Source organism: Brevundimonas halotolerans (genome assembly GCF_003730275.1).
In the GTDB taxonomy this organism is placed as follows: Bacteria; Pseudomonadota; Alphaproteobacteria; order Caulobacterales; family Caulobacteraceae; genus Brevundimonas; species Brevundimonas halotolerans.
Genome location: NZ_QTTA01000017.1, coordinates 222,154 through 246,375 on the forward strand (window position 1 = coordinate 222,154; position 24,222 = coordinate 246,375).

Genomic DNA, 24,222 nt, shown 5'->3' on the forward strand with positions numbered 1-24,222 from the left:
AGGGATCGGCCCTTCGTCAGAAGGTGTAGCGGGCTCCGATGAAGAACTGTCGTCCCGTGTGGTGATAGACCGAGGTCGACTGGCGATCGTCGTCGCCCACCCACTGGTGGTTTTCCTCGTCGGTCAGATTGATGCCCTCGAAGCTGAGGGTGACATCGTCGGTCAGCTTGAACGATGACGAGAAGTCGATGTTCAGCGTCTCCATCTTGCCTTCCAGGGCGTTGCCGTTACGGCCCGGGACGTTCTGTAGATACTCGTCGCGGTACGAGGCCGAGACCCGGGCCGAGAAGCGGTCATCCTCATAGTAGAGGGTGCCGTTGTAGGCCGTGGGCGAGAGCTGCGCGAGGTCGTTCGTCACGAAGGTCGTGCACAGGGAGTTTGTGCAGTAGTCGATCTCGGATTCGACGTTCGTGTAGTTCAGCTGGATGCCGAGGTTCGAGAACGGACCCGGCAGGAAGGTGAACGGGGTCTGGAAGCTGACCTCGAAGCCCTTCAGCGGTCCGCCATCCGTATTCACCGCGCTGGTCAGGGCGAAGATGGTGGTCGGCGAACAACTGCCCGTACAGAAGCTCGGGTCAAAGGCCGACGGATTGAGCGCCGTCAGCTGGGCATAGGTCAGATCCTGACGGATCACCTGGATGTAGGTGTCGATGTCCTTGTAGAAGTAGGCGAAGGAAATCAGGCTTTCCGGCGCGAAATACCATTCGAGGGCAAGGTCGTAGGTCGAGGCCCGGAACGGCTCCAGCTCCACATTGCCGATGGTGGCGGTGTAGTTCGGACCGGTCGAGTTCAGCGAGGTGGTCGGCACCAGATAGTTGGCTCCGGACATGGAGTTGTTGATCTGGGGACGGGCCATGACCCTGGCGGCGCCGAAGCGGACCAGGACATTGTCGATCGGCTCATACGTCAGATTCAGCGACGGCAGACTGTCTTCATAGTCGTGGGTGTCGAACACCAGGGTGCCGCCACCGGTCGAGCTGTAGCCCTCGGCATAGAGGCTGGTCCAAACGTGGCGGAGGCCAACATTGCCGCGGAACGGACGACCGAAGACGTCGGCGTCAAAGTCCGCCTGGGCGTAGATGGCGAAGTCCTCTTCCTCGAGGAAGCGGTTGCCGCCCCGGGCGTTGCCGACCGTGATGCTGCCGAGGGTGAAGTCACCGCCGGGAACGCCCGTGTCGCAGTTGCAGTAGATGTTGAACAGGTCGGCTATGGAATTCAGATCCGGGATGACCCAGGTCGAGTCATTGCCGCTGGGGCCAAAGCCGCCGCCGAATCCGGTCAGCAGGGTGGTGATGTCCGCCATGGTGACACCCGGCGGCAGGGCCGGCACGACCGTTTCATCGGTGCGACGGAACTCATAGGACTCAGACGAGAAGGTCTTCCAGTTGACGCCGGTCCGGAAGGTCACGAACGGGGTGACGTCAAACTCCAGGTCCGCCTGGAGGGACTCGAAGATGGTATCGACGCCCTGGGGCCGGATGCGGATTTCCGAACGCGGGACACTGGTGCCGATTGCACGCCAGTCCCAGGCCGCCGGATCGGCGACATTGAAGCCGTAGTCGATCAGCGGGGTGTTGGGATTACCCCGGAAATCGAACGAATAGCCCTGGGTGTTCTGACGGTCGATGGTGACCGTGGTTTGGAAGGGGTTCTCGTAGTTCGACTCGGCGCGACCGGCGAAGAAGCGGCCCCGGACCGTGTCGGAGAAGTCGTGATCGACCGTGAAGCCGACCTGCAGGAACTGGGTCTCCAACTGGTCGAACCGGGCCTCGCTGCGGATGTCGACATTGTCGAACAGGCCATAGACCAGGGTATTATTCTCAACCACGGCATCGCGAACGATGATCTGGGTCTGGCCACCGGCACCGGCATTGCGGCTGAAGGACAGCGACTCGAGGAAATGCTCTTCGCGGGTCGCGTCCAGCTGTGAGTACAGCACATCCACGCTGATGGTCGTGGAGTCTGCCGGGCGCCATTGCAGCGAGCCCGTCAGACCGAGGCGTTCCTGGTGGTGGGTCAGGCGGCCATAGCGCGGCAGGCGCGGAATGAAGACATTGGGCTGGTTGGCCGTTTCATAGGCGGTGACATTGCCCGGCGTATTGGTCGGACGCGCGATCCCGGTCGCGCAGTTGGCGGCGTTCGAGCCGTTGCTTCCGCTGTTGCCCGGGTTCTGGGGCGCATACCCGAACGGGGAGCAGAAGCCGCCCGAGCTGCCGGAGCCGACGGCGGGGGCCCAGCGCACCGAGCTGAAGCCCTCCTCGAAGGAGTCTTTTTCACTGTAGGCCACCGACAGCAGGGCACCGAACTGGTCCCGGTCACCGAAGGTATTGCTGACCAGGAAGGCCGCGCGCGGGTTCCAGTTTTCGGACAGGTCATTGTATCCGGCCTGCACCGAGAAGGCCATTCGCGGGCCCCGGAAGTCGAACGGGCGAGCGGTCTGCAGGTCGATGGTGGCGCCCAGCGAGCCCTCTTCGGTCTCGGCGGCGGCGGTCTTTCGGACCTTGATCGAGTTGAACAGCTCGGAGGCAAAGACGTTGAAGTCGAAGCCACGACCGCGGTTCGCGCCGCCCGATGAGTCGGTGCCGCCGGTGGTGGCCTGGGCCTCCATGCCGTTGATGCGGCTGCGGGTGAAGTCGGAGCTGAGGCCGCGCACGGTCAGCTGTCGGCCCTCGCCGGCGTCGCGGTCGATCGAGACGCCCGGGATGCGCTGGATGGCCTCGGCCAGGTTGGTGTCGGGGAAGTCGGCGATGTCTTCGGCCAGGATGACATCGACGATGCCGGCTTCGTTGCGCTTGACGTCGAGGGCGGCAGCCAGGCTGCCGCGATAGCCGGTGACGATGATCTCATCGACCTCGGTCTCGGGTTCACCCGCGTCCTGTGCGGCGACACCACCGACACCGAGACACAGCGCAAGCGCCATGCCCGATCCTCCGGCGAACAGATAGTGGCGCAGGGACGCGCCTGTTTTTTGAACGTGCATCATATGCCTCCTCCCAAGGACATACAGGACGCCGGAGGTTGGCCCCGGTCGATCTTTTATTGAGGCTCAATCCTGAACCTTGTTTTGACACCGGTGTCATGTTTAGATGCGAAAGTGAATGACACCGGTATCAATGACGAGCGTAACCCGATGAACATCGAAATGGCAAGCCCCACGTCACAGACCCTGCTCGCCGCCCCGATGGCGCGACCGGCGGCGCTCGGACTGGCGGTGGTTTTCGGTCTTTTGGGAGCAATCAGCCCCACGGGACGGGCTTTTGCCCAGGACGCCCCGTCGCAGGTGCTGGCCTTTCCAGGGGCCGAGGGCGCGGGCCGGTACGCGGTCGGCGGACGCGGCGGGCGTGTGCTGAGGGTCACACATACGGGCGATTCCGGCCCGGGCAGTCTGCGCGCGGCGATCGAGGCCGAGGGGCCCCGGACCATTGTGTTCGACACGGGAGGCATCATCCGGCTGGAGAGTCCGCTGGTTATTCGTCGGGGGCGCGTGACTCTGGCCGGGCAGACCGCGCCGGGCGGGGGAATCACCCTGATCGGCCAGCCGCTGATCATCTCGGCCGACGAAGTGATTGTGCGCCATATCCGCTCGCGACTGGGGGCGGAGCAAGCGGTGGAGGCCGATTCCATTTCGGTCACGCGCGGGCGGCGGATCATTCTGGACCATGTGTCGGCTTCATGGTCTGTGGACGAGACCCTGTCGGTCGGTAGCCGGTATGACCCGCCCGAGCGCGGCATCTATGACGTGACGGTGCAGAACTCGGTGATCGCCGAATCGCTGAACGCCTCGGCCCACGCCAAGGGGGATCATGGCTATGGCTCGCTGGTGCGGGGCGGGTATGGGGCGCAGATCAGCTTCATCGGCAATCTGTGGGCCAGCCACCGGGCGCGCATGCCGCGGCCCGGCAACTACAATCCACCGGAGCTCGATGCCGAGGGGCCGTATTTCGAGTTCCGGGGCAATGTCTTCTATAACTGGGGTGGCGCCCAGGCGGGCTATAACGCCGATACCAACAGCGTCTCGACCTACGCCTTTGTCGGGAACACCTATCTGCCAGGGCCGGATTCGACCGGGCGCTGGGCGTTCGAGGACTCCGATCCGCTGGCCGTCGCCTGGTTCGAGACCAACCGGATGGATGGCGTCCTGCCCGACGATCCTTGGAGCCTGGTGAAGGACGACGGCGGGCCGGGCACGCGGCTGACGGTTCGGCCGGACTGGGCGGGGGCGCCGCCTGAAGACCCCGAAGCCTGGCAGGATCAGGTCCTGTCGACCGCAGGGGCCTCCCTGCCCCGCGATGCGGTCGATGTCCGGATCGTCACGGGCGTTCGGGAGCGGTCAGGGCGGATCATCGACAGTCCGGAAACGGTCGGAGGGCTGGGCGAGGTCGATGCGGGACGGCCCTGGGTCGACAGCGACGGTGACGGCCTGCCCGACGAGTGGGAGGTCGCGCACGGGTCAGACCCGGCGGACGGCACCGACGGGGCGACCGACCCGGACGGCGACGGCCATACCCTGCTGGAAGACTGGCTGAACGCGCGGGCCGCCGGAACAGGGGGCTGTTAGCGCGCCATCCAGCCGCCATCGACGGTCAAGATGGTGCCGTGGACATAGGCCGAGGCATCTGACGCCAGAAATACAGCGGCACCCGCGAGGTCTGACGGAGCGCCCCAGCGCCCGGCCGGGATTCGGGCGAGGATATCGCGGTTGCGGCCCTCATCGGCGCGCAGGGCCTCGGTGTTGTTGGTGGCGAAATAGCCGGGGGCGATGCCGTTGACGTTGATGCCCTTCGATGCCCATTCGCAGGCCAGCAGACGGGTGAGCCCGGCGAGGCCGCTTTTCGAGGCGGTATAGGACGGCACGCGAATGCCGCCCTGAAAGCTCAGCATCGAACAGATGTTCAGGATCTTGCCGCCCCGTCCGGCCCCGACCCAGGTGCGGGCCACCGCCTGCGACAGGAAGAAGGCGGTCTTCAGATTGGTGTCGATGACGGCGTCCCAGTCTTCCTCCGAAAAGTCGAGGCTGTCGGCGCGACGGATGATGCCGGCATTGTTGACCAGAATGTCGATGTCGCCGACCGCGTCGCGGGCCTTGGCAACCACATCGGCAAGTGGCGCCGTGGTTGACAGGTCGGCGGGGATGGCGTGGAGGGCGCGACCCAGCGCCGAGACCTTTTCCGCCGTCTCGGTCGGCGCCGACCGGCCCACGGCGACGATGTCGGCCCCGGCGGCGGCCAGACCCAGCGCGATGGCCTGACCCAGACCGGTATTGGCGCCGGTAACGAGGGCGGTGCGCCCGGAGAGATCAAACGACGGGGTCATGCAGGCAGGCCTTCGGATGGGTTGTCACCGGCGGATTGAACGCCTCAGATTGAACATATAGGTAACCGGTGTCATAACCCGATGCAAATGAGGTAAGGGCGATGCCGCCCTATCGTCGTCGTCCCCGACTATGAATGCCGGATATCGGGATACCCCTTCGCCCTGTCCGCCCCTGACCTTGAGGAATACCATGAAAATCGCCCTGATCATCGAGAACAGCCAGGCCGCCAAGAGCCAGATTGTGCACACGGCCCTGACCGCTGCGGCCGAACCCCTGGGCCATGAGGTGTTCCACTATGGCATGTATACACCCGAGGATAAGGCCTCGCTGACCTATGTCATGAACGGCCTGCTGACCGGCATCCTGCTGAACTCGGGCGCGGCGGATTTCGTGGTCACCGGGTGTGGTACGGGCATGGGCTCCATGCTGGCCTGCAACGCCATGCCGGGCGTGTTCTGCGGACTGGTGATCGATCCGACCGACGCGTTCCTGTTCGGCCAGATCAATGACGGCAACGCCATCTCCATGCCCTATGCCAAGGGCTTTGGCTGGGCCGCCGAGCTGAACCTGCAGGACTGTTATCGCAAGCTGTTCGAGGGCGACCGCGGGCTGGGCTATCCCAAGGAGCGGGCCCAGATCATGGCCACCAACCGCGGCATCCTGAAGGACCTCAAGGCCGTCACCTGCCACGACATGCTGACCGTCCTGAAGACTGTCGATCAGGACCTGCTGAAGGCCGCCGTCGCCGGTGAGCGGTTCCAGGACCTGTTCTTCGCCAACGCCACGGACGAGGGCATCCGCGAGTACATCCGGGGTGTGATCGGGGGCTGAGGGCTCAGACCTCGACAGCCACCTCTTCCGTCGTCGCCAGCCTGCGGGCGCGTCGGCGGGCGCGCCAGTAGGTGAGAGGCGTGACCAGGGTGCGCAGGATCGAGAACATGAAGGCGAGGCCATAGATGCGGATGCCGACCAGAAAGGCGTCGCCGCTGGGCGTGGCCGGGTCCAGCGGCTGGTCGAGAATGGCGCGGGTGACAGGCGCAAGGTTGTCCGGCCCGAGGAAGAACAGGAAATAGCCGATCGAGCCGGCGATACCCTCCCGGATGAAGACAGTGATGGCCTCCATCGTGCCCAGCGGGCCGACCAGGGTCTCCTGCACGGCCAGCGGGGCCCAGGCATAGCTGGCGCCCAGCAGGGCGAATATGATCAGGAACATGACCAGCCGCGCGGCATAGGCCCCGGACAGGAGAGCGATCGTCTGGCCGGGCCGCAGCCGCTGGATCAGCGAGGCGCGCTTGATGTCCTCGTCTTCCACGGCCGGGATCAGGTCGGGGAAGGTGGTCGACAGGATCGAGAGAAATTTCCCGATCAGGTCGGCCAGCACGACGGCCAGCACCAGCAGGAACACCAGAGAGGCCGCCGATGGCTCGGCCAGGGCGAGGCTGACGGTGCTGGAGACGCCCAGCACGGCCACGGCGGCCAGAAGGATGATCGAGAGGATCGATCCCTCGATGATCCGGCGCAGCAGTTTGAACAGTCCCAGCATGGTGGTTCCCTTCCCAAGGCCGGGCGGACCCTAACACAGGCCCTGTGGCCCGGCGGTCTCACCACAGCCGTCGCCTTGGCCTATGGCGCGACGGGCAGGTGCTCGGCGAGGAAAGCCTCCATGGCCTGCATCACGGCAATCTCCTCGCGGCGCTCCCAGTCTGCGTGGCCGGCCTCTTCGAGGATGAGCAGTTCGACGTCGGCACCGGCGCGGCGAAGGGCACGGTTCATGTCGCGTGACTGGGCCACCGGCACGACGTCATCGCGTTCGCCGTGGATCAGCAACACCGGCGTGGTCCATCCCTCAACGAGACGAACCGGCGAGACAGCCTCGAGCGCCGCGCGGTCCTCGCGGGGGTCGCCGATGGAGCGGACCCAGTATTCGTAGCGATCAGTGTCGTCGCCCGCCTCGCGACGCTCCCAGTTCATCATGTCGACCAGATCGGACGGGCCGGCGATCGCGATGGCGCATCGATAGAGGTCGGGCCGGGTCGCCGGTCCCATCAGGGCGGCATAGCCACCATAGCTGGCCCCGACGATGCAGATTCGGTCGGGATCCGCGAGGCCCTGGTCGATCAGGTGCTGGACGGCCGAGGTGACGTCGTCCTGCATCAGCCCGCCCCACTGGCGATAGCCGGCCTCGGCGAAATTGCGCCCCTGACCGCTGGAGCCGCGGAAATTGGGCTGCAGCACCTGATAGCCCCGGCTGGCAAAGAACTGCGTCCAGGTATCCCACTTCAGGTGATCGCTGGTCTCGGGCCCGCCGTGGGGCATGACGATCAGCGGTGGCCGATCACCGTCGTTGGTGCCCGGCGGCTGGGTGAGATAGGCCGTCAGGGCCAGCCCGTCGGTCGCAGCATAGTCGATCCGGCGCATCTGGCCCAGGCGGGCCTCCGGCAGCCCCGGGAACAGAGAGCCGACCAACTCCATCTTCAGGGCCGTGAGGTCAAAGAGGTAATACTGACCGGCGTTCGAGGGAGAGCTGGCCCAGATCAGCCATTTATCGCCCGCTTCGGACTGGGACACGACCGACGTGCTGAAGCCCGCCCCGAAGAAGCGACGGATGCCCGCCATCACGCGCTCCTGATCCGGGTCGATGAAATCGCACCGGTAGACATCGGCCCAGTAGCACCCCGCCGCCAGACCGGAGCCGTCGCCGTTCAGCACAATATCGGCCACGTCATAGGTGCCGTGCCGCCAGATGGCCGGGCCCATGGTCCGGGTAGCGAAATCAAACACGTGGACGCCATAGGTGTCTTCAGGCGCGCCCTCCTCAGGTCGGACCGCGACATAGACCTGCGAGGGCTGGTCCGTCGGGCCGAGGAACCGGAAGCGCGGAAAATCGCGGATCTCGTCGCGGTGCAGGCGGAAGGTCTCGGTCCAGCCGCCATCCGCGTCTCGCGCCTGCATGACCAGCACACGGCCGCGGATACCCCGGTAGACCAGTCGCCCGACCACATCGCCCTGCTCGTCGGTCAGATAGCTGATCACCCGGGGGTCGCCCTCGACAATCAGCTCGGACTCACCCGACCGGACATCCACGCGCGCGACGTTGAGGTCGCCTGATGCATCCATGTGCGTAATCAGGATGTGCCCGGGCTGGTCGGGCAGGATGTCGAGCAGGTCGCCGGGCCTGCCGGCGCGGGCCAGCGGCCCCTCCAGACGCCGGATGTCGCCACCGTTGCGGGGAATGGCGAGCAGGGACCGGCCATAGTTTGCGGTGCGGATCGCGCCGTCAGCTTCACCCCGGTAGCGGGTCACCTCAAGCCGGGTCGCGCCCATGATCAGAAGGTCGTCGCCCTTCCATTCCACCCAGTCGATATAGACCCCGCCAAAGCGCTCGCGGGCCTGGGAGCCAAACAGGGCGCTGGTCTCGCCGGTGACGAGATCGCGGACAGCCAGATTGGCAGTGCTGTCGTCCTGGGCGACGTAAGCGAGGTAGCGTCCCGACGGCGAGAGGCTGACGTGAGCCAGAGCCGGGCGGCGCGCGAATTCTTCGACGGGCAGGATCTGGGCGGTCGAGGGGGTGACGGAAGCCAGCACCGCCAACGCGGCGAGCATGACGGCAAAGCCTGCGCCGATGCGCGTCAACTGCTGTCCCATGGTTCGCTCCCCGGCCCGCCCACGCTCTCAAGGCGCGAGGACACTAACAACCGGCGGTCGGAAGTGGAACCTCTCAGCTGCCCTGCAGCGGGGCGGTCGAATCGCGCACGACCAGCGAGGGGCGGACCTCGGGCTGGGTCAGGGTGGCGGCGTCGAGGCCGCGGATCGAGGCGGTCAGCTTTTCGGCAGCCATGCGGCCCATGTCGCGGATCGGCAGGCGGACGGTGGTCAGGTTCGGCCATACACGCGAGGCCATGGGCAGGTCGTCAAACCCGCAGATCGACAGATCAAACGGCACATCGAGGCCCGCGTCGCGCGCGGCCTTCATCACGCCGATGGCCATTTCGTCATTGCCGGCGAAGATGGCGGTCGGCCGGTCGGCCATGGCCAGCAGGTCGCGTGCGGCCTCGACCCCGGACTCGAACGTATAGGCCCCGACGCGGACATAGGCCGGGTCCAGCGTCAGCCCGTGCTCGGCCAGACCCTCGGCAAAGCCCCTGCCCCGCTCGTGCGAGGAGCGGAAACTGTCGGGGCCCGAGATGAAGGCGATGCGGCGATGGCCCAGCCCGGCGAGGTGGCGGGCGGCCTCGGCCGCGCCCGAGCTGTCGTTGGTGACGACCATGTGGCGAGGCTCGTCCAGCGACACCGAGGCGATGCGCACATAGGGGCATTCAGCCTCTTTCAGGATGGCGATGACGCGCTCGTCCTCGGACACCGACGGCGGCATGACCACGCCGAAAAGCTTTTGCCGGACGATGAAGCCGCGCACATCGGACAGAAAGGTGTCGCTGGCGCGGTTGCAGGGATGGACCACCAGCTCAAGCCCCGCGCCGCGCACTGCGTCCAGCACGCCTTGCTGCATGTTGACCACATAGTTGGGGCTCGGGTTGTCGTAGATCATGCCGACCAGGAAGGACCGGCGAAAGGCCAACCCCCGCGCCTGGGGGTCGGGGGCAAAGCCGGAGTCGGCGATGACCTTCTGCACCTTTTCGCGCGTCTCGGCCCGCAGAAGCGGTGAGTTGTTGATGACGCGCGACACCGTCTTCTTGGAGACCCCGGCAAGCCGCGCGACGTCATTGATGGTCACGGGCTTGCCGCCTGTCCGCCTGTTATCCGCCACGCCTGAAGTCCTGCTGAGCTTGTGAACCCTTGATAGGCTATTTCGGCACGGCCTGCATACTGGCGGTTCTGCGGGGGCGTCTCAGGTTCCGCGACGGTTGGCCGGGCGGTCCAGCACATCGTCACGCTTCGGCGTCATGTCGTGCAGGTTCCAGTCGTCGGGGTTGAAGGCCTTGCGCGTGGGTTCGCCGACAGCCGGATAGCCGCCGACCTCGCGCTCATGGTCGATGATCTCGCCCCGGCCCTCGGCGACCTCGGCGATCAGCAGGACATCGCGCATGTCACGGTCCCACGGACGAGCACCCGCCGTGGACAGCACGGAGCGCTGGACGTCGACGGCCGGGATGGGCGTCAGGCCTTCCCACCAGACGGGCGGACGGGGCATTTCGATGATCCGCGCCGGGCTGGTGGTATAGCGGCCGAACATACGGATCGGCTCGCCGACCTGATCGACGGCGATATTGTCGAGGCCATAGTATTCCACATCGCCCGCGCCGCCGATCATCATGAAGGCCAGATGGTCGGTCGGGGTCGAAGGGCCGGCGCGCAGCACATTGCCGACCACCGACATCTTGCCGACCTCGAACGGGACGGTGCCCCATTCCTCGGGGGCGAGGTTGTAGTGGATGGCGCGCGGGCCGGGATTGTAGATCAGATTGTTGACGATGACGCCGTGCACACCGCCCTTGAACAGGGGGCTGCGCTCATAGTTGTGGGCATAGAGATTGCCGATGATCAACAGGCCGGTGACATTGTCGTGGATCAGCGAGCCCTTGGAGTGCTCACCCTTGGAGTGGGTCGAATAGGCCAGGCTCTCGCCGACGATATTGTTCGAGAAGGTGATGTTGTGGCTGGTGCCGCGACGCCATTCGTCGGGCGTTGAGCCGGTAAAACGGGGGCCAGAGGCCGACAGGTTCTCGTCGGTGGCCCAGGTCAGGCTGCAGTGATCGATGATGACATTGTAGGCGCTGACGGTGGCGATGCCGTCCTCGTCCCAGCCGCTCATCCAGCCCTGATCGGCCGAGCCGGGGCGGATGCGGATATGCTGGATGATGACATCGTGTCCGCCGACGTCCATGCCGCCCCGGATCAGGGTGATGCCCGGTGAAGGCGCGGTCTGGCCGGCGATGGTGATGTAGGGGTTGCGCAGGCGCAGGGTCTTCATCTCGAGGTCGATGACCCCGCCGACTTCGAACACCACGATGCGCGGACCCTCGGCCTCGATCGCGGCGCGGAGCGAGCCGGGGCCTTCGCTGTTCAGGTTGGTGACGCGGATGATCTCCCCGCCCCGTCCGCCGGGGGTGGCCGAGGCCCATCCCAGGGCGCCGGGGAAGGCCAGCGGGCCGGACTGGGCCAGCGTGGGCGCGGCACTGGCGAGGCTGAGCGTGAGGGCGGCGAACAGGCCCAGACAGGCGGAGATCAGAGTGTGTCGACGGTTCATCGGCTTCCTTCCCGGTACGGGCGCCATCTTGCCACGAGCCTCGGCTCGTTGTGACGCCCTTTGTCTCGATTCAAATTGACACCGGTTTCCTTCCTGCGCAATGTCAAAAGAAAAACGGAGGACGCGTGCGCCTGCCCATAACGATTTCAACAGCTTGTATGCGTCCCTCACCCGAGTCGACGTCATGACGGCCCATGCTTTGCCTCACGCGGCGGTCCTGTCCGAGGACGGCCGGGCCATTGCGCGCGCCTTTGTCGAGGCGCGGCGCGCGGGCCGTGCCCTGCCGACCTATCCGGGCACTGTGCCGGGCACTCTGGATGAGGCCTATGCCATTCAGGATGCGGCCATCGCGCTGGTCCCGGACGCGATCGCCGGCTGGAAGCTGGGCCGGATCCCGCCGCCTCTGGATGCACAGTTCGGCGCCGGGCGACTCGCCGGGCCGATCTTTGCTGCCAGCGTCCGCCCTGCCGCAGGCCTCACCGACTTCCCGCTGATCGACGGCGGCTTTGGCGCGGTCGAGGCGGAATATCTGCTGCTGATGGCCGAGACGCCGCCGCTGAGAGACAGCTGGACTGTGGCCGAGGCGACCCGGCTTGTCAGCCAGATCCGCGTCGGTGTCGAAATCGCGGGCAGTCCCTTTCCCGGCATCAATGATCATGGGCCGGCGGTCACGGCCTCGGACTTTGGCAACAATGCCGGCCTGATCCTGGGGGCCGAGGTCGTGCGCGACTGGGCCGGGGATCCCGGGGCGCTGGACGATCTGACCTGTGCCATGCGTATCGACGGCGAGACGGTCGGCACCGGAGGCGCGACCTCCATTCCCGGGGGGCCGTTCGACTCCCTGGCGTTCCTGCTGAACGTACTGGCCGGGCGCGGGCTGCGGCCACAGGTGGGCCAGTGGATCTCGACCGGCGCGGCCACGGGGGTACATCGCATCGCCATCGGCCAGACCGCCGAGGCCGATTTCGGACCCAGTGGTATCATTGCCTGCCGGGCCATCCGCGCCGAGGGAGTAAACCCATGATCCCCACACGCAGACACCTTTTGCACACGGGCCTGATCGGGGCCGGAGCGGCCGCCCTCTCGGGCTGTGGCACCGCGACCGGGACGGGCAGCGGCGGGCCGCGCCTGTTGCATGCCGCCGATGTGCACCCGGCCGACTATCCGACCGTCACCGCCGTCAAATGGATGGGCGAGGAGCTGGGTCGGCTGACCGACGGGCGGCTGGGCATCCGCTCCTTCCCCTCCGGCCAGCTGGGCAATGAGGACGACTCCATTGGCCTCGCGCGCTTTCAGGCGATCGACATCTGTCGCGTGGCCGCCGCCGCGCTGAACAATGCCTTCCCCGAGACCAGCCTGCTGTGCCTGCCCTATGTGTTCCGCTCGGTCGAGCACATGCGGGCCGTGGTCGATGGCGACATCGGCACGCAGCTGTTGAACGTATTCGAAGGCCGGGGCCTGGTCGGGCTGGCCTATTACGATGCCGCGCCGCGCAGCGTCTATAATGTGCGCCGTCCGGTCTATGAGCCCGCCGACATGAAGGGCCTGAAGATCCGCGCGCCGCAGTCCGACATCTTCCTCGACACGGTCCGGGCCATGGGCGCCAATCCGACGCCGCTGACGTTTGGCGCGGTGTTTTCGTCGCTGCAGACCCATCTGATCGACGGGGCCGAGAACAACTGGCCCAGCTATCAGTCCAGCCGCCAGTTTGAGGTGGCCCGCTACTGGAGTGACACCCGGCACCTGCATTCGCCCGACGCCCTGCTGATTTCCAAGGCGTCGATGGATGCCCTGACGCCCGCCGACCGCGACCTGGTGCGCGACGTGGCGCGGCGCTCGGTGCCGCTGATGCGGGCCGAGTGGGACAAGCGCGAGGCCGATGCCCGGGCCGCGGTGATCGCCGCGGGCACTCAGGTGAATGAGGTCGATCTGGCCGCCTTTGCCCGCGCGGTCGAACCGGTGAATGCCAAATACACAGCGGGGGCAGGTCTGAAGCCCCTCTACGAACAGATCACAGCGGCCGCCTGAACGGCCCGAACACGACCGCCTCCGGGGAGGAACCGATGACATCATCTGAAGCGCCACGTCGGGGGTTGCTGGACCACCTGTCCCGGATCGTGCTGGGACTGGCGGGCGCGGCCCTGCTGGCCATGGCCCTGGTCCAGGCCTGGCAGGTATTCGCCCGCTATGTGCTGAACGACTCGCCCGGCTGGACCGAGCCGGTGGCGCTGATCCTGATGAGCGTGGCCGTCATGTTCGGGGCGGCCGTGGGGGTCCGCTACGAGACCCATTTCGCCTTTCAGACCCTAGCCCACTCCATGCCCGGACCGATCCGGTCGGGGCTGGCGTCCCTGTCGCGGGTGATCGCGGCGGCGACCGGCCTGGGGCTGGCCACCATGGGCGGCTATTTGATGCTGGATGACTGGACGGTGCCGCTGGCCGGTGCCCCCCTGCCCTCCGGCCTGAAATTCCTGGGTCTGGCCGTCGGCGGCGTGCTGATCCTGATCTTTGCCCTGGAGCGGCTGTTTACCGGCGCGCCCAAGCCCCTGCGGGAGGACTGAGCATGGAATTCATCATCCTGTTCGGGGTTCTGGCCCTGTTGCTGATCCTGGGGGTGCCGGTCGCCTTCTGTCTGATGGGGGCGACGCTGGCGACGGTGCTGTATCTGGCGCTGCCGCCCATCGTGGTGTTCCAGCAGATGGGGTCAGACATGGCCTCGGTCGCCCTGCTGGCCATTCCGCTGTTCATCTTCACCGGCGAGCTGATGATGAAGGGCGGGTTGTCCGACCGGATGATCGCGCTGGCGTCATCTCTGGTCGGCCATATGCGCGGCGGTCTGGGCCAGGTGACGGTGGTCGGCTCGACCCTGTTCGGGGGCGTGTCCGGCTCGGCCATCGCCGACGTCTCGGCCATCGGCGGCACCATGATCCCACAGATGCAGAAGCGCGGCTATGAGAGTGACTATGCAGTCAACGTCACCATTTCGGCGGCGCTCGTGGCGCTGCTGGTGCCACCCTCGCACAATATGATCCTGTATTCGGCCTCGGCCGGAGGCGGGGTGTCGATCTCGGACCTGTTCGCCGGCGGTATCGTCCCGGCCCTGCTGCTGGCCATGGCCCTGATGGTCACCGCCTATTGGGTAGCCCGCAAGCGCGGCTATCCCGCCGATGTCTTCCCCGGGTTCGGCTCCGTCCTGACCCGTCTGATCGCCGCCATTCCCGGCCTGCTGCTGGTCGTCATCATCTTTGGCGGGATCCGGGCCGGCATCTTTACCGCCGTCGAGTCCGCTTCGATCGCCGTCGTCTATGCCATCATCGTCACCGGCATCGTCTATCGCCACATGCGCTGGGCGGCCTTCAAGGAGGCCTGCATCGGCGCGGCGCGGACTTCGGGCGCGGTGCTGTTCATCATCGGCTGTGCCGGGGCGTTCGGCTGGCTGATGGCTTACCTTCAGGTGCCCGGCATGATGATCGAGGTGCTGAACGGCCTGACCGACAATCCAGTCCTGATCATGCTGATGATCATCGCCTGCCTGCTGTTCCTCGGCACCTTCATGGACATGGCGCCGCTGATCATCATCGTCACGCCGATCTTCCTGCCGGTGGCCAAGGCGTTCGGCGTCGACCCGGTTCAGTTCGGCGTGATCCTGCTGCTCAGCTGCGGTATCGGCCTGATCACGCCGCCGGTGGGATCGGTGCTGTTCGTCGGCAGCGCCATTGCGAAGATTCCGATGACCCAGTCGCTGCGATCCATCTGGCCCTTCTACTTCGCCTGTGTGATCGTGCTGATGCTGGTGACCTTCATCCCGGCCCTGTCGCTGTGGCTGCCCTCGCTGATGAAATGACCCTGCTGCCCCGTCTGAAGTCGAAGGACAGCTGCCGTTGGGATGCGGTGGCGCTGGGAGAGGTCATGCTGCGGCTGGACCCCGGCGAAGGACGCATCCGCACCGCCCGCCAGTTCCAGGTGTGGGAGGGCGGCGGCGAATACAATGTCGCGCGCGGTCTGGCGAAGACCTTTGGCCTGCGTAGCGCCGTGGTCACCGCCCTGCCCCGCAATGACATCGGGGCCCTGGTGCATGAGCTGATCCTCCAGGGCGGCGTGTCGGACGCCCACATCCTGTGGCGCGAGGCCGATCCGGTGGGGCGCGAGAACCGGGTGGGGCTGAACTTTACCGAGCGGGGCTTCGGGCCGCGCGGGGCGCTGGGCGTGTCGGACCGGGCGCATTCGGCGGCCTCGGCCATGCAGCCCGACGACGTCGACTGGGACACCCTGTTCGGCGATGAAGGCGTGCGCTGGCTGCACACCGGCGGGATCTTTTCGGCCCTGTCCGAATCGACGGCGGAGACGGCGCTGGCAGCGGTGACGGCGGCGCGGCGCCACGGCACCATCGTCAGCTATGACCTCAACTATCGCGCCAGCCTGTGGGCGGCACACCCTGATCCTGAGGCCGCCCGCCGGGTCAACCGCGCCATCGCCGAACAGGTCGATGTGCTGATCGGCGACGAATACAGCCTGGCCGCCTGTCTGGGCATCGAGACGCCCGAGGTACGGACCAACCCCTGTGACCCCGCCCCGTTCGCGGCGGCAGCTGAGCGACTGAGGGGTCAGCTGCCGGACCTGCGCCTGCTGGCCTCACCGCTGCGCGATCCGGTGAGCGCCTCGATGAACCGCTGGGGCGCCTGCGCCTGGGCGGACGGCGCGCTGACGGTCCATGCGCCGGTCGAAGTGGCGATTCTGGACCGCGTCGGCGGCGGCGACGGCTTTGTCTCGGGACTCGCCTTTGGCCTGATGGACGGACGATCGCTGGAGGCGTCTCTGGCGCTGGGCGTCGCCCACGGGGCCTTGGCCATGACCACGCCGGGCGACAATGCCATGACCAGCCTTGATGAGGTTGAGGCGCTCGCCCGCGGCGACGGCGCCGCCGCCCGCCGCTGATCGACCCGGGATTTTCCGGCGACGCTGGAAACCGGCGACCGCATGCTGTTGGATGCCGCCTCAAGATGAGGTGAGTCATGAGCGACACGGCGATCTATCCCGTCCCCGAGGAATGGGCCCGCACGGCCCATGTGAACCGGGCACGCTATGAGAATGCGTGCAAGGCGGCCGAGACCGATCCGGAGGGGTTCTGGCGCGGCGTGGCCGAACGGCTGGAGTGGACGGCCTTTCCGACCCGGATCAAGGACGTCAGCTTCCACAAGGACGACTTCCGCATCCGCTGGTTCGAGGACGGGATTCTCAACGTCTCGGTCAACTGCATCGACCGGCACCTGCCCGAGCGGCGCGACGATGTCGCCATCATCTGGGAGGGGGATGATCCGGCCGAGAGCGCGGCCATCACCTATGGCGAACTGCACGCCGCGGTGTGCCGATTTGCAAACGTCCTGAAGAAGCACGGCGTCAATCGCGGCGACCGGGTGACCCTGTACATGCCGATGATCCCCGAGGCCGCCTATGCCATGCTGGCCTGCGCACGGATCGGGGCGGTCCATTCGGTCGTGTTCGGCGGCTTTTCGCCCGACAGCCTGGCGGGGCGGATCGAGGACTGCGGCTCGGACTTTGTCATCACCGCTGATGAGGGGCTGCGTGGCGGCAAGACCATTCCGCTGAAGGCCAATGTCGATGCGGCGCTGGAAAAGGTCAGTGTCCGGAGCGTGCTGGTCGTGCGCCGCACCGGCGCGGATGTGGCCTGGGTCGAGGGGCGAGACATCGACTATGGCCCCGAGGCCGCCTCGGTCGAGGCTGACTGCCCGCCCGAGCCCATGGGAGCCGAGGACCCGCTGTTCATCCTCTATACCTCGGGCTCGACCGGAAAGCCGAAGGGGGTGCTGCACACCACGGGCGGCTATCTGGTCTGGGCCGCCTGGACGCACGAAGTGACGTTCGACTATCGCCCCGGTCAGGTGTTCTGGTGCACGGCCGATGTCGGCTGGGTCACCGGTCACAGCTATCTGGTCTATGGCCCGCTGGCCAATGCGGCGACCACGGTGATGTTCGAGGGCGTGCCCAACTATCCCGACCACAGCCGCTTTTGGCAGGTGGTGGACAAGCACAGGGTCGAGATCTTCTATACGGCGCCGACGGCGCTCAGGGCCCTGATGCGCGAAGGCGACGGGCCGGTTAAGGCCACCTCGCGGTCGTCCCTGCGACTGCTGGGCACGGTGGGGGAGCCGATCAACCCCGAGGCCTGGCGCTGGTATCATGAGGTGGTCGGCGAGGGCCGCTGCCCGATCGTCGACACCTGGTGGCAGACCGAGACCGGCGGCCATCTGATCACGCCCTTGCCGGGGTCGACCGACCTCAAGCCCGGCTCGGCCACCCTGCCCCTGCCCGGCATCCGGCTGCAGATCGTCGATGCCGAGGGCCATGAGCTGACCGGGCCGACCGAGGGCAATCTGTGCATCACAGACAGCTGGCCGGGCCAGATGCGAACCCTGTACGGCGACGATCAGCGGTTCTTCGACACCTATTTCTCGACCTATCCGGGGCGCTATTTCACCGGGGACGGCTGCCGTCGCGATGCCGACGGCTACTACTGGATCACCGGCCGGGTCGATGATGTCATCAATGTCTCGGGCCATCGGATGGGCACGGCCGAGGTCGAGAGCGCTCTGGTGCTGCACCCGTATGTCGCCGAGGCCGCCGTGGTCGGCTATCCCCACGACATCAAGGGTCAGGGCATCTATGCCTATGTGACCCTGAACGCAGGCGTCGATGCGCATGACGATCTGAGGGCCGAGCTGATCAAGCATGTGCGGGGCGAAATCGGCCCGATCGCGGCGCCGGATGTGATCCATTGGGCGCCGGGCCTGCCCAAGACGCGCTCGGGCAAGATCATGCGGCGCATCCTGCGCAAGATTGCCGAGAATGAGCTGGGCGCGCTGGGCGATACCTCGACCCTGGCCGACCCCGGGGTGGTCGACGATCTGGTCAAGGGGCGGCCCGCTTGAGCGAAGGTCAGCTCTATCCCGTCATCCTGTGCGGCGGGGCGGGGACGCGGCTGTGGCCGGCGTCGCGCCCGGACCGGCCCAAGCCGTTTTTGGACCTGACCGGGCCGCTGTCGCTGTTCCAACTGGCGGTGCGGCGGGTGAAGCCGCTGGTCGAGGGCGGCGGGCTGCTGCTGGTCGTGGGGGCCGAGGCCCATGCCGATCTGATCGCGGAACAACTGGCGGCGCTGGGCGCTGAGGCCACCGTGCTGCTCGAGCCCGAGGGCCGGGATTCGGCCGCGGCGGTGGCGGCCGCGACGGCCTGGGTCGAGGCCCGCGATCCGGAGGGACGGGTCATGATCCTGGCCTCGGATCATCACATCCCGGACGAGGCCGGTTATCGGCATGCCCTGATCACGGCGGCCGATGCCGCCGGGGACAGCGGGCGCATCGTGACGCTGGGCGTGGCCCCGACCCAGCCGTCGTCCGCCTATGGCTATATCCGGCCCGAACACGCGGGGCTGGCCCCCGTTCAGGCCTTCATCGAAAAGCCCGATCCGCACCGGGCGGCGCAGCTGATCCTGGAGGGCTGCCTGTGGAACAGCGGCGCCTTCATTGCGACGGCCCGGACCCTGCGCGAGGAACTGGACCGCCACGCGCCCGAGATCTGGGCGGCGGTCGCCGGGGCGGTCCCGTCAGACGGCGGGCTGCTGGGCGAAGGCTTTAGCGCTGCGCCCCGCCTGTCGTTCGACTATGCGGTGATGGAGAAGACCGGCCGGGCCTCGGTCCTGCCCCTGACGCTCGCCTGGTCGGATCTGGGCGCGTGGGATGCGGTGGCGACCGTCAGCGAGGGGGAAGGGGCGTCGCATCTGAGCCTGGACAGCGCTGGCTGTCTGGTGCGGGCACCCGACGGCGTGACGGTCGCGACGCTGGGGGTCTCCGGCCTGGCCGTGATCGTCGAGCGCGATGCGGTTCTGGTCTGTGATCTGTCGCGGGCCCAGGATGTGAAGAGGTTACTGACGCGTGAGTGAAACTGAAACCGTGACGGTTGACGCGCCCTCGCCCGGCGCGCCGCTCGTCCTGTGGGCGATCCGGCTGGCCGCGGTTGTCGCCGCCCTGGCCACCCTGTGGCTGGCGTTCGAGCCGCTGGGCGACCGGCCGGGCCTGATCCCGTGGGACAAGGCCGGGCATTTCCTGTCGTTCTTTGTGCTGACCCTGCTGCTGTCGCTGGCCCTTCCCCGCGTGCCGCGCGGGATCGTCATCCTGGTGCTCGTCATCGCCGGGGGCGGGATCGAGATCGTCCAGAGCTATGTCGGCCGCGATGCGGACTGGAAGGACTGGATCGCCGACATCGCCGGCATCGCCTGCGCCGCCCTGCCCGTCTGGCTGGAGGCCCTGCGGCAGCGGCTGAAAGGTTAGGCTGACGCCCGGCCCAGCACGGTGCGGATCGCCTCGGCGGTCTTTGCGACCTCGTCGTCGGTCAGGGTCGGGTGGGTCAGGAAGGCGATGCTGGTCTCGCCCAGCTGGCGGGCTACCGGCAGGCGCTGCGGCGGTCGCCAGCCGGTGTCGTCGAACGCGGCCTCCAGATAGACCTCGGACGCCGAACCGTGGAAGCAGGGCACGCCCAGGGCATTGATCTCTTCGATGATGCGGTCGCGAGTCCAGCCGTCGGCCAGATGGTCCGGCTGGACGAAGGCATAGAACCGGTACCAGGCGTGGGTGATATGTTCGGGCGGCAGGGGCACCCGAACGACCGAATACGGGGCACAGGCCTCGGCCAGCTTCAGCGCGATCTCGGTGCGGCGCGCGGTCCAGTCGGCCATGCGCTCCAGCTGGATCAGCCCGAGCGCGGCCTGCATCTCGATCATGCGCCAGTTGGTGCCGAAGCTGTCGTGGACCAGTCGCGGGCCCGGCGGGTGCGAGCGCTCATAGACGCCCTGCCAGCTCTTGCCGTGATCCTTGTAAGACCACATGAAGTCCCACAGGGCGGGATCGTCCGTGGTCACCATGCCACCCTCGCCGCCGGTGGTCATGATCTTGTCCTGACAGAAGGACCAGGCGCCGATGTGGCCGATCGAGCCGATGCTGCGGCCGCGATAGCGGGCCCCGTGGGCCTGGGCGCAGTCCTCGATGACCTTGAAGTCGTGCTGTTCCGCCAGCGCCATGATCGGATCCATGTCGCACGGCATGCCGCCCAGATGGACGCAGATGACGGCCCTGGTCCGCTCGGTCATCACGGCCCGGATGGTATCGGCGGTGATGGCCTGGCTGTCAGGATCGACGTCGGCAAAGACCGGGACGGCCCCCGCCGTGACGATGCAGGAGGCGGAAGCCAGGAAGGTGCGCGGCGTGGTGATGACCTCATCGCCCGGGCCGATGCCCAGCGCCTTCAAGGCCACATCCAGTGCGACCGTGCCATTGGCCAGCGCAATCGCGTGCTTCGTACCGGCCCAGACGGCGAAGCGTGTCTCAAAGGTGCGGCAGCGGTCGCCGGTCCAGTAGTTGACGCGGTTCGACGCGACGACATCGGCGACGGCCTGAACCTCCTCGGAGGTGAAACTGGGCCAGGGGGAGAAAGGGGTGTTCAGCATCAGGACTTCCGCTTCATTTCCCGGGCCGGATTCCCGACCGTGGTAAGGCCATCAGACACATCGTTCACGACCACGGCCCCGGCGCCCACGACGACATCGCGGCCGATGGAGATGCCTTCACGCACTGCCGCCCCGAGACCGATCCAGCTGGCCTCACGGACTGATACGCCTCCGCCAAGGTGCGCGCCCGGCGACACATGGACGCCGTCGCCCAGCCGGTCATCATGGTCGATGCCGCAGCCGGTGTTGAGGATGCAGGCCTGACCGACCGTGGCCCCGGCGTTGACCACGGCGCCCGCAAAGACCACCGAGCCGTCGCCGATCACAGCGTGACGGCTGACGGTCGCGGCCGGGTGGATCAGGGTCGCGACCCGACCGCCTGCAGCCACCAACGCCTGCTGTCGCTCCATCCGGATGCGGTTGATGCCGATGCCGATGATGAAGGCGTCGAACCCTGCGACCGAGGCCAGCAGGTCCGCGCCAGTACCGGCCAACTCCCAGGGGCCGGGCTTCTTTGCTCCCGGGTTGTCATCAAAGAAGGCGATGTACGACCAGCCCAGCCGCTCGGCGCAATCGGCCACGACCCGTCCGTGCCCGCCCGCGCCCAGAATAGCGAGCCGCCCGCTCATCCGCGAAACCGCTCCATCGTCGCCGACCCCGGCGCGGAAATGCCGTCGCGCTGCACCAGCTTTTTCAGGGTCAGGAAGACGATCTTGATGTCCAGCCACAGGCTGACGTTATCGACATACCAGACATCCAGACGGAACTTCTCTTCCCAGCTCAGGGCGTTGCGGCCGTTGACCTGGGCCCAGCCGGTGATGCCGGGGCGGACGTCGTGGCGGCGCGCCTGTTCGGGCGTGTAGAGGTCGACATAGTCGTAGATGAAGGGCCGGGGGCCGATCAGGCTCATCTCGCCCTTCAGCACATTCAGCAGGCTGGGCAGCTCATCGATGCTGGACTCCCGCAGGAAGACGCCCAGCGGGGTCAGCCGCTCGGAGTCGGGGCGCAGTGTGCCGTCCGGGTCCCTGGCATCGGTCATGCTGCGGAACTTCAGGACGTTGAACGCCCGCGAGCCGAAGCCGGCGCGCTTCTGCTTGAACAGGACCGGACGGCCCAGCCGCGTCGCCACGACAAGGGCGCTGACCAGCAGCACCGGCGACAGGATGATCAGCGTCAGGCCGGCGCCGAGGATGTCGATCGCCCGCTTGCCCCAGCGCCTATACATCGGCAGCTCCCTGCGCGGCCGCGATCAGGCCCGACCAGCGCGCGGCATCCGGCTGGATGCTCAGGGCAAGGTCCGCGATCTCCTTGAGCCGCGCCGACGACGACACCGAAGCCACAACCGTCGCCACGGCCGGGTGGGTGAGCGAAACGGCAAGGGCGTCCCGGGCGGTGAAGGTCGTCTCGCTGAACAGCCGCCCGGCGGCGAACGGGCGGATAGCGACCACCGCCTTGTCCCGCTCGGCCGCCTGATCGAACAGGTCGGTCATCTCGAGTTCGAGCGGATTGCAGTAGAGGGCCAGCCCGTCGCAGACGGCGTGGTCCAGCGCCCGTTCGGCAATCCCGCGCGTATAGGGAAAGCTGACCATGGCCCCGATCGTCCCGGAGGCCTTCAGACCTGTGACGCAGTCGGTAATGTCCGCAGACTGATCATCGAAGATCGCCAGCCGGGCCGGTTCGTCCTTCAGGTCGTGGCGCAGCAGCCACTGGACGACGTCGATGCGGTCCACATTCAGGGCGGCGCGATACCGGTCGATCTTGTCGGCAAAGGTCTGCGGGTCAAAGCGGGCCTCGCCGAAATGGGGCACGCCAACCTTGGCGATGATGCGGGTCGCGGCCGGGTCAGGCCGAACCTTGCGCCAGGCGTCCTGGAACAGCGGCCAGGTCGCATATTCGCTGGAGACGTGGAAGGTCGTGACCCCGAGGTCGAGCGCCTGCTCGATCAGTCGGGCGACCGCATCGGCATCCCCCACGCGGTCCACGCGCATGGTGCCGAACGTCAGCGGAGACAGGGAAATGCCGGCGACCGAAGCGCGGCGCGGGGCAGCGTTCACATCAGGCCTCGACCTGGACCTGGGCCTTCCACAGGAACCGGTCGGAGACGATCTCGGGATCGAAGCCGTCCCGTCCGTGCAGCAGGCGGTCGTCCTTCCACAGGACGGCTTCGCCCGGAGACAGCTTCACGCGTTGCAGACGCTCGGCGATCATGGGGCTGCTGTCGAGGAAGTCGAACAGCGCCTGGCGCAGGCTCTGAACCTCGGCGTCGGCCTCCGTATCCACGCAGTAGTAGTTCCAGTTCAACACCGGCTCGCCGTCCTCGAAGCGCAGGAAGGGCGCGACGCGGCGGTCGCCGGAGCGGGCATGCGGAATGTCGACGGCCAGCAGACGGTCATACAGGTCGGGGGCCTCGCTCTGGAGCGCAGCGACGACATCCTTGCCGGCGATGAAGGTGGTCGCCCCGCCCGACTTGGGCATGGCCTTGCACGCCAGGAAGCCCGCATTGGGGAACCCGGGAATATAGGAGCCGTCCGTATGCAGCGGCTGGGGATTGGCGGAGTGGCGATAGGCGTCCGGGATGGCCGGGTCATAGCGGACCTGCATCCAGACCTCGCCGGTGCGCTGGCTGTTGCGGTCGCCGACGGTGGCATCCTCGGCCAGCGGCTCGGCATGGCCGATCTTGTCGAACATGGCGCCGTAGAATTCGCGCAGGTCCTGTTCCGGCTTCAATCCGGCTAGGTGCACCACCAGATTGTCGGGCCAAGCCTCCAGCACGGCACGGGCGCAATCATCCGCTGAGGCTGCCTCGGGCAGAATGACAGATTTCAGCATCGACGTTCCCGACTGTGTTCAAAGGGCGGATATTGCCGCCAGCCTTATACGCACTTGCCCCACTGACTTCCAGATCGCATCTGCGCGAGCCAGACCAGCGGAGCGTTCAAGTCTTGTGACCGACTGTAGCGCTGGCGGAACCAGGCCGAATCGACATTCAGCGCATCCAGAGCATGGAGGCAGCGATGTGGACGAAGGCCAGGTAGTGGCTGGCGAGCCTGTCGAAGCGTGTCGCGAAGCGGCGGAAGTGCTTGAGCTTGTTGAAGCAGCGCTCGACGCGATTGCGCAGCTTGTAGATCCGAGGGTCGTGCGGGATCGGTGTCTTGCGCGAGCGGGTTGAGGGGATGACGGCCTCGGCTC

21 protein-coding genes and 1 pseudogene are annotated in these 24,222 nt (G+C 66.8%); 10 read left to right on the plus strand and 12 right to left on the minus strand.

Going from position 1 to position 24,222, the window contains the following annotated elements:
* Positions 1 to 16: 16 nt before the first annotated feature.
* Entirely contained in the window at positions 17 to 2,980 is a 2,964-nt protein-coding gene (locus tag EG854_RS08750; RefSeq protein ID WP_164461971.1) for a TonB-dependent receptor, read from the minus strand.
* A 114-nt stretch (positions 2,981 to 3,094) separates the two neighbouring features.
* Between EG854_RS08750 and EG854_RS08755 the strand changes: the two genes are divergently transcribed.
* On the plus strand, positions 3,095 to 4,558 hold the full coding sequence (locus EG854_RS08755) for a thrombospondin type 3 repeat-containing protein (protein ID WP_206423391.1): 1,464 nt from the start codon (positions 3,095 to 3,097) through the stop codon (positions 4,556 to 4,558).
* Here the strand turns inward: EG854_RS08755 and kduD are convergent.
* Positions 4,555 to 5,313, minus strand: a complete 759-nt coding sequence (gene kduD / locus EG854_RS08760; RefSeq protein WP_123287725.1) for a 2-dehydro-3-deoxy-D-gluconate 5-dehydrogenase KduD — start codon at positions 5,311 to 5,313, stop codon at positions 4,555 to 4,557. The two genes, EG854_RS08755 and kduD, sit on opposite strands and share 4 nt — an antisense overlap.
* Before the next feature lie 190 nt (positions 5,314 to 5,503).
* Here kduD and EG854_RS08765 point away from each other — a divergent pair, with 190 nt between their 5' ends.
* Positions 5,504 to 6,145, plus strand: coding sequence for an RpiB/LacA/LacB family sugar-phosphate isomerase (locus EG854_RS08765; protein ID WP_123287726.1), 642 nt, complete (start codon positions 5,504 to 5,506; stop codon positions 6,143 to 6,145).
* Positions 6,146 to 6,149: 4 nt separating this feature from the next.
* On the opposite strand, the gene EG854_RS08770 is transcribed toward EG854_RS08765, so the two are convergent.
* The 4 genes from EG854_RS08770 to EG854_RS08785 all read right to left on the minus strand — a co-directional run bounded on the left by EG854_RS08770 (position 6,150) and on the right by EG854_RS08785 (position 11,519).
* Entirely contained in the window at positions 6,150 to 6,857 is a 708-nt protein-coding gene (locus EG854_RS08770) for a hypothetical protein (RefSeq protein ID WP_123287727.1), read from the minus strand.
* 80 nt (positions 6,858 to 6,937) lie between these two features.
* Positions 6,938 to 8,959 carry an alpha/beta hydrolase family protein gene (locus tag EG854_RS08775; RefSeq protein WP_123287728.1) on the minus strand — a complete coding sequence of 674 codons (2,022 nt, stop codon included), beginning with the start codon at positions 8,957 to 8,959 and terminating at the stop codon, positions 6,938 to 6,940.
* 73 nt (positions 8,960 to 9,032) lie between these two features.
* A complete protein-coding gene (locus tag EG854_RS08780; RefSeq protein WP_123287729.1) occupies positions 9,033 to 10,079 on the minus strand; it encodes a LacI family DNA-binding transcriptional regulator in 1,047 nt (348 codons plus the stop codon).
* A gap of 81 nt (positions 10,080 to 10,160) precedes the next feature.
* Positions 10,161 to 11,519 (minus strand): pectate lyase family protein, encoded by a 1,359-nt coding sequence (locus tag EG854_RS08785; RefSeq protein ID WP_123287730.1) that lies wholly within the window; start codon positions 11,517 to 11,519, stop codon positions 10,161 to 10,163.
* A gap of 184 nt (positions 11,520 to 11,703) precedes the next feature.
* Between EG854_RS08785 and EG854_RS08790 the strand changes: the two genes are divergently transcribed.
* The 8 genes from EG854_RS08790 (at position 11,704) to EG854_RS08825 (ending at position 19,861) form a co-directional block, all read left to right on the plus strand.
* Positions 11,704 to 12,543: a 2-keto-4-pentenoate hydratase gene (locus EG854_RS08790; RefSeq protein WP_123287731.1), complete on the plus strand. Its 840-nt coding sequence runs from the start codon at positions 11,704 to 11,706 to the stop codon at positions 12,541 to 12,543.
* Positions 12,540 to 13,547 carry a TRAP transporter substrate-binding protein gene (locus tag EG854_RS08795; protein WP_206423392.1) on the plus strand — a complete coding sequence of 336 codons (1,008 nt, stop codon included), beginning with the start codon at positions 12,540 to 12,542 and terminating at the stop codon, positions 13,545 to 13,547. Before EG854_RS08790 ends, EG854_RS08795 begins: the two co-directional genes overlap by 4 nt.
* Positions 13,548 to 13,582: 35 nt before the next feature.
* Positions 13,583 to 14,080 carry a TRAP transporter small permease gene (locus EG854_RS08800; protein ID WP_123287732.1) on the plus strand — a complete coding sequence of 166 codons (498 nt, stop codon included), beginning with the start codon at positions 13,583 to 13,585 and terminating at the stop codon, positions 14,078 to 14,080.
* 2 nt (positions 14,081 to 14,082) lie between these two features.
* Positions 14,083 to 15,363 (plus strand): TRAP transporter large permease, encoded by a 1,281-nt coding sequence (locus tag EG854_RS08805; protein WP_123287733.1) that lies wholly within the window; start codon positions 14,083 to 14,085, stop codon positions 15,361 to 15,363.
* Positions 15,360 to 16,454, plus strand: coding sequence for a sugar kinase (locus EG854_RS08810; RefSeq protein WP_123287734.1), 1,095 nt, complete (start codon positions 15,360 to 15,362; stop codon positions 16,452 to 16,454). The genes EG854_RS08805 and EG854_RS08810 overlap by 4 nt, the downstream gene beginning before the upstream one ends.
* Positions 16,455 to 16,531: 77 nt before the next feature.
* Positions 16,532 to 18,466 carry an acetate--CoA ligase gene (acs, locus tag EG854_RS08815; protein WP_123287735.1) on the plus strand — a complete coding sequence of 645 codons (1,935 nt, stop codon included), beginning with the start codon at positions 16,532 to 16,534 and terminating at the stop codon, positions 18,464 to 18,466.
* Complete coding sequence (locus EG854_RS08820) at positions 18,463 to 19,473, plus strand: mannose-1-phosphate guanylyltransferase (protein ID WP_123287736.1); 1,011 nt, start codon at positions 18,463 to 18,465, stop codon at positions 19,471 to 19,473. Before acs ends, EG854_RS08820 begins: the two co-directional genes overlap by 4 nt.
* Entirely contained in the window at positions 19,466 to 19,861 is a 396-nt protein-coding gene (locus tag EG854_RS08825) for a VanZ family protein (protein WP_241153188.1), read from the plus strand. The genes EG854_RS08820 and EG854_RS08825 overlap by 8 nt, the downstream gene beginning before the upstream one ends.
* Here the strand turns inward: EG854_RS08825 and EG854_RS08830 are convergent.
* The 6 genes and pseudogenes from EG854_RS08830 to EG854_RS08855 form a co-directional block, all read right to left on the minus strand.
* Complete coding sequence (locus EG854_RS08830) at positions 19,858 to 21,033, minus strand: DegT/DnrJ/EryC1/StrS family aminotransferase (protein WP_123287738.1); 1,176 nt, start codon at positions 21,031 to 21,033, stop codon at positions 19,858 to 19,860. The genes EG854_RS08825 and EG854_RS08830 overlap by 4 nt on opposite strands.
* Complete coding sequence (locus EG854_RS08835) at positions 21,033 to 21,662, minus strand: NeuD/PglB/VioB family sugar acetyltransferase (RefSeq protein ID WP_123287739.1); 630 nt, start codon at positions 21,660 to 21,662, stop codon at positions 21,033 to 21,035. Before EG854_RS08835 ends, EG854_RS08830 begins: the two co-directional genes overlap by 1 nt.
* Complete coding sequence (locus tag EG854_RS08840) at positions 21,659 to 22,258, minus strand: sugar transferase (protein ID WP_123287740.1); 600 nt, start codon at positions 22,256 to 22,258, stop codon at positions 21,659 to 21,661. The genes EG854_RS08835 and EG854_RS08840 overlap by 4 nt, the downstream gene beginning before the upstream one ends.
* Entirely contained in the window at positions 22,251 to 23,087 is an 837-nt protein-coding gene (locus EG854_RS08845; protein ID WP_123287741.1) for an aldo/keto reductase, read from the minus strand. The genes EG854_RS08840 and EG854_RS08845 overlap by 8 nt, the downstream gene beginning before the upstream one ends.
* Before the next feature lies 1 nt (position 23,088).
* Complete coding sequence (locus tag EG854_RS08850) at positions 23,089 to 23,862, minus strand: TauD/TfdA family dioxygenase (protein WP_123287742.1); 774 nt, start codon at positions 23,860 to 23,862, stop codon at positions 23,089 to 23,091.
* A 157-nt stretch (positions 23,863 to 24,019) separates the two neighbouring features.
* Positions 24,020 to 24,222 (minus strand): annotated as a pseudogene (locus EG854_RS08855) (hypothetical protein); the annotation flags it as partial.

Excerpts from the sequence above, each read along its gene's own strand:
- EG854_RS08750 (WP_164461971.1), bottom strand. The coding sequence starts at position 2,980 with ATGCACGTTCAAAAAACAGGCGCGTCCCTGCGCCACTATCTGTTCGCC.
- kduD (WP_123287725.1), bottom strand. The coding sequence starts at position 5,313 with ATGACCCCGTCGTTTGATCTCTCCGGGCGCACCGCCCTCGTTACCGGC.
- EG854_RS08765 (WP_123287726.1), top strand. The coding sequence starts at position 5,504 with ATGAAAATCGCCCTGATCATCGAGAACAGCCAGGCCGCCAAGAGCCAG.
- EG854_RS08770 (WP_123287727.1), bottom strand. The coding sequence starts at position 6,857 with ATGCTGGGACTGTTCAAACTGCTGCGCCGGATCATCGAGGGATCGATC.
- EG854_RS08775 (WP_123287728.1), bottom strand. The coding sequence starts at position 8,959 with ATGGGACAGCAGTTGACGCGCATCGGCGCAGGCTTTGCCGTCATGCTC.
- EG854_RS08785 (WP_123287730.1), bottom strand. The coding sequence starts at position 11,519 with ATGAACCGTCGACACACTCTGATCTCCGCCTGTCTGGGCCTGTTCGCC.
- EG854_RS08790 (WP_123287731.1), top strand. The coding sequence starts at position 11,704 with ATGACGGCCCATGCTTTGCCTCACGCGGCGGTCCTGTCCGAGGACGGC.
- EG854_RS08795 (WP_206423392.1), top strand. The coding sequence starts at position 12,540 with ATGATCCCCACACGCAGACACCTTTTGCACACGGGCCTGATCGGGGCC.
- EG854_RS08800 (WP_123287732.1), top strand. The coding sequence starts at position 13,583 with ATGACATCATCTGAAGCGCCACGTCGGGGGTTGCTGGACCACCTGTCC.
- EG854_RS08805 (WP_123287733.1), top strand. The coding sequence starts at position 14,083 with ATGGAATTCATCATCCTGTTCGGGGTTCTGGCCCTGTTGCTGATCCTG.
- EG854_RS08810 (WP_123287734.1), top strand. The coding sequence starts at position 15,360 with ATGACCCTGCTGCCCCGTCTGAAGTCGAAGGACAGCTGCCGTTGGGAT.
- acs (WP_123287735.1), top strand. The coding sequence starts at position 16,532 with ATGAGCGACACGGCGATCTATCCCGTCCCCGAGGAATGGGCCCGCACG.
- EG854_RS08830 (WP_123287738.1), bottom strand. The coding sequence starts at position 21,033 with ATGCTGAACACCCCTTTCTCCCCCTGGCCCAGTTTCACCTCCGAGGAG.
- EG854_RS08835 (WP_123287739.1), bottom strand. The coding sequence starts at position 21,662 with ATGAGCGGGCGGCTCGCTATTCTGGGCGCGGGCGGGCACGGACGGGTC.
- EG854_RS08840 (WP_123287740.1), bottom strand. The coding sequence starts at position 22,258 with ATGTATAGGCGCTGGGGCAAGCGGGCGATCGACATCCTCGGCGCCGGC.
- EG854_RS08850 (WP_123287742.1), bottom strand. The coding sequence starts at position 23,862 with ATGCTGAAATCTGTCATTCTGCCCGAGGCAGCCTCAGCGGATGATTGC.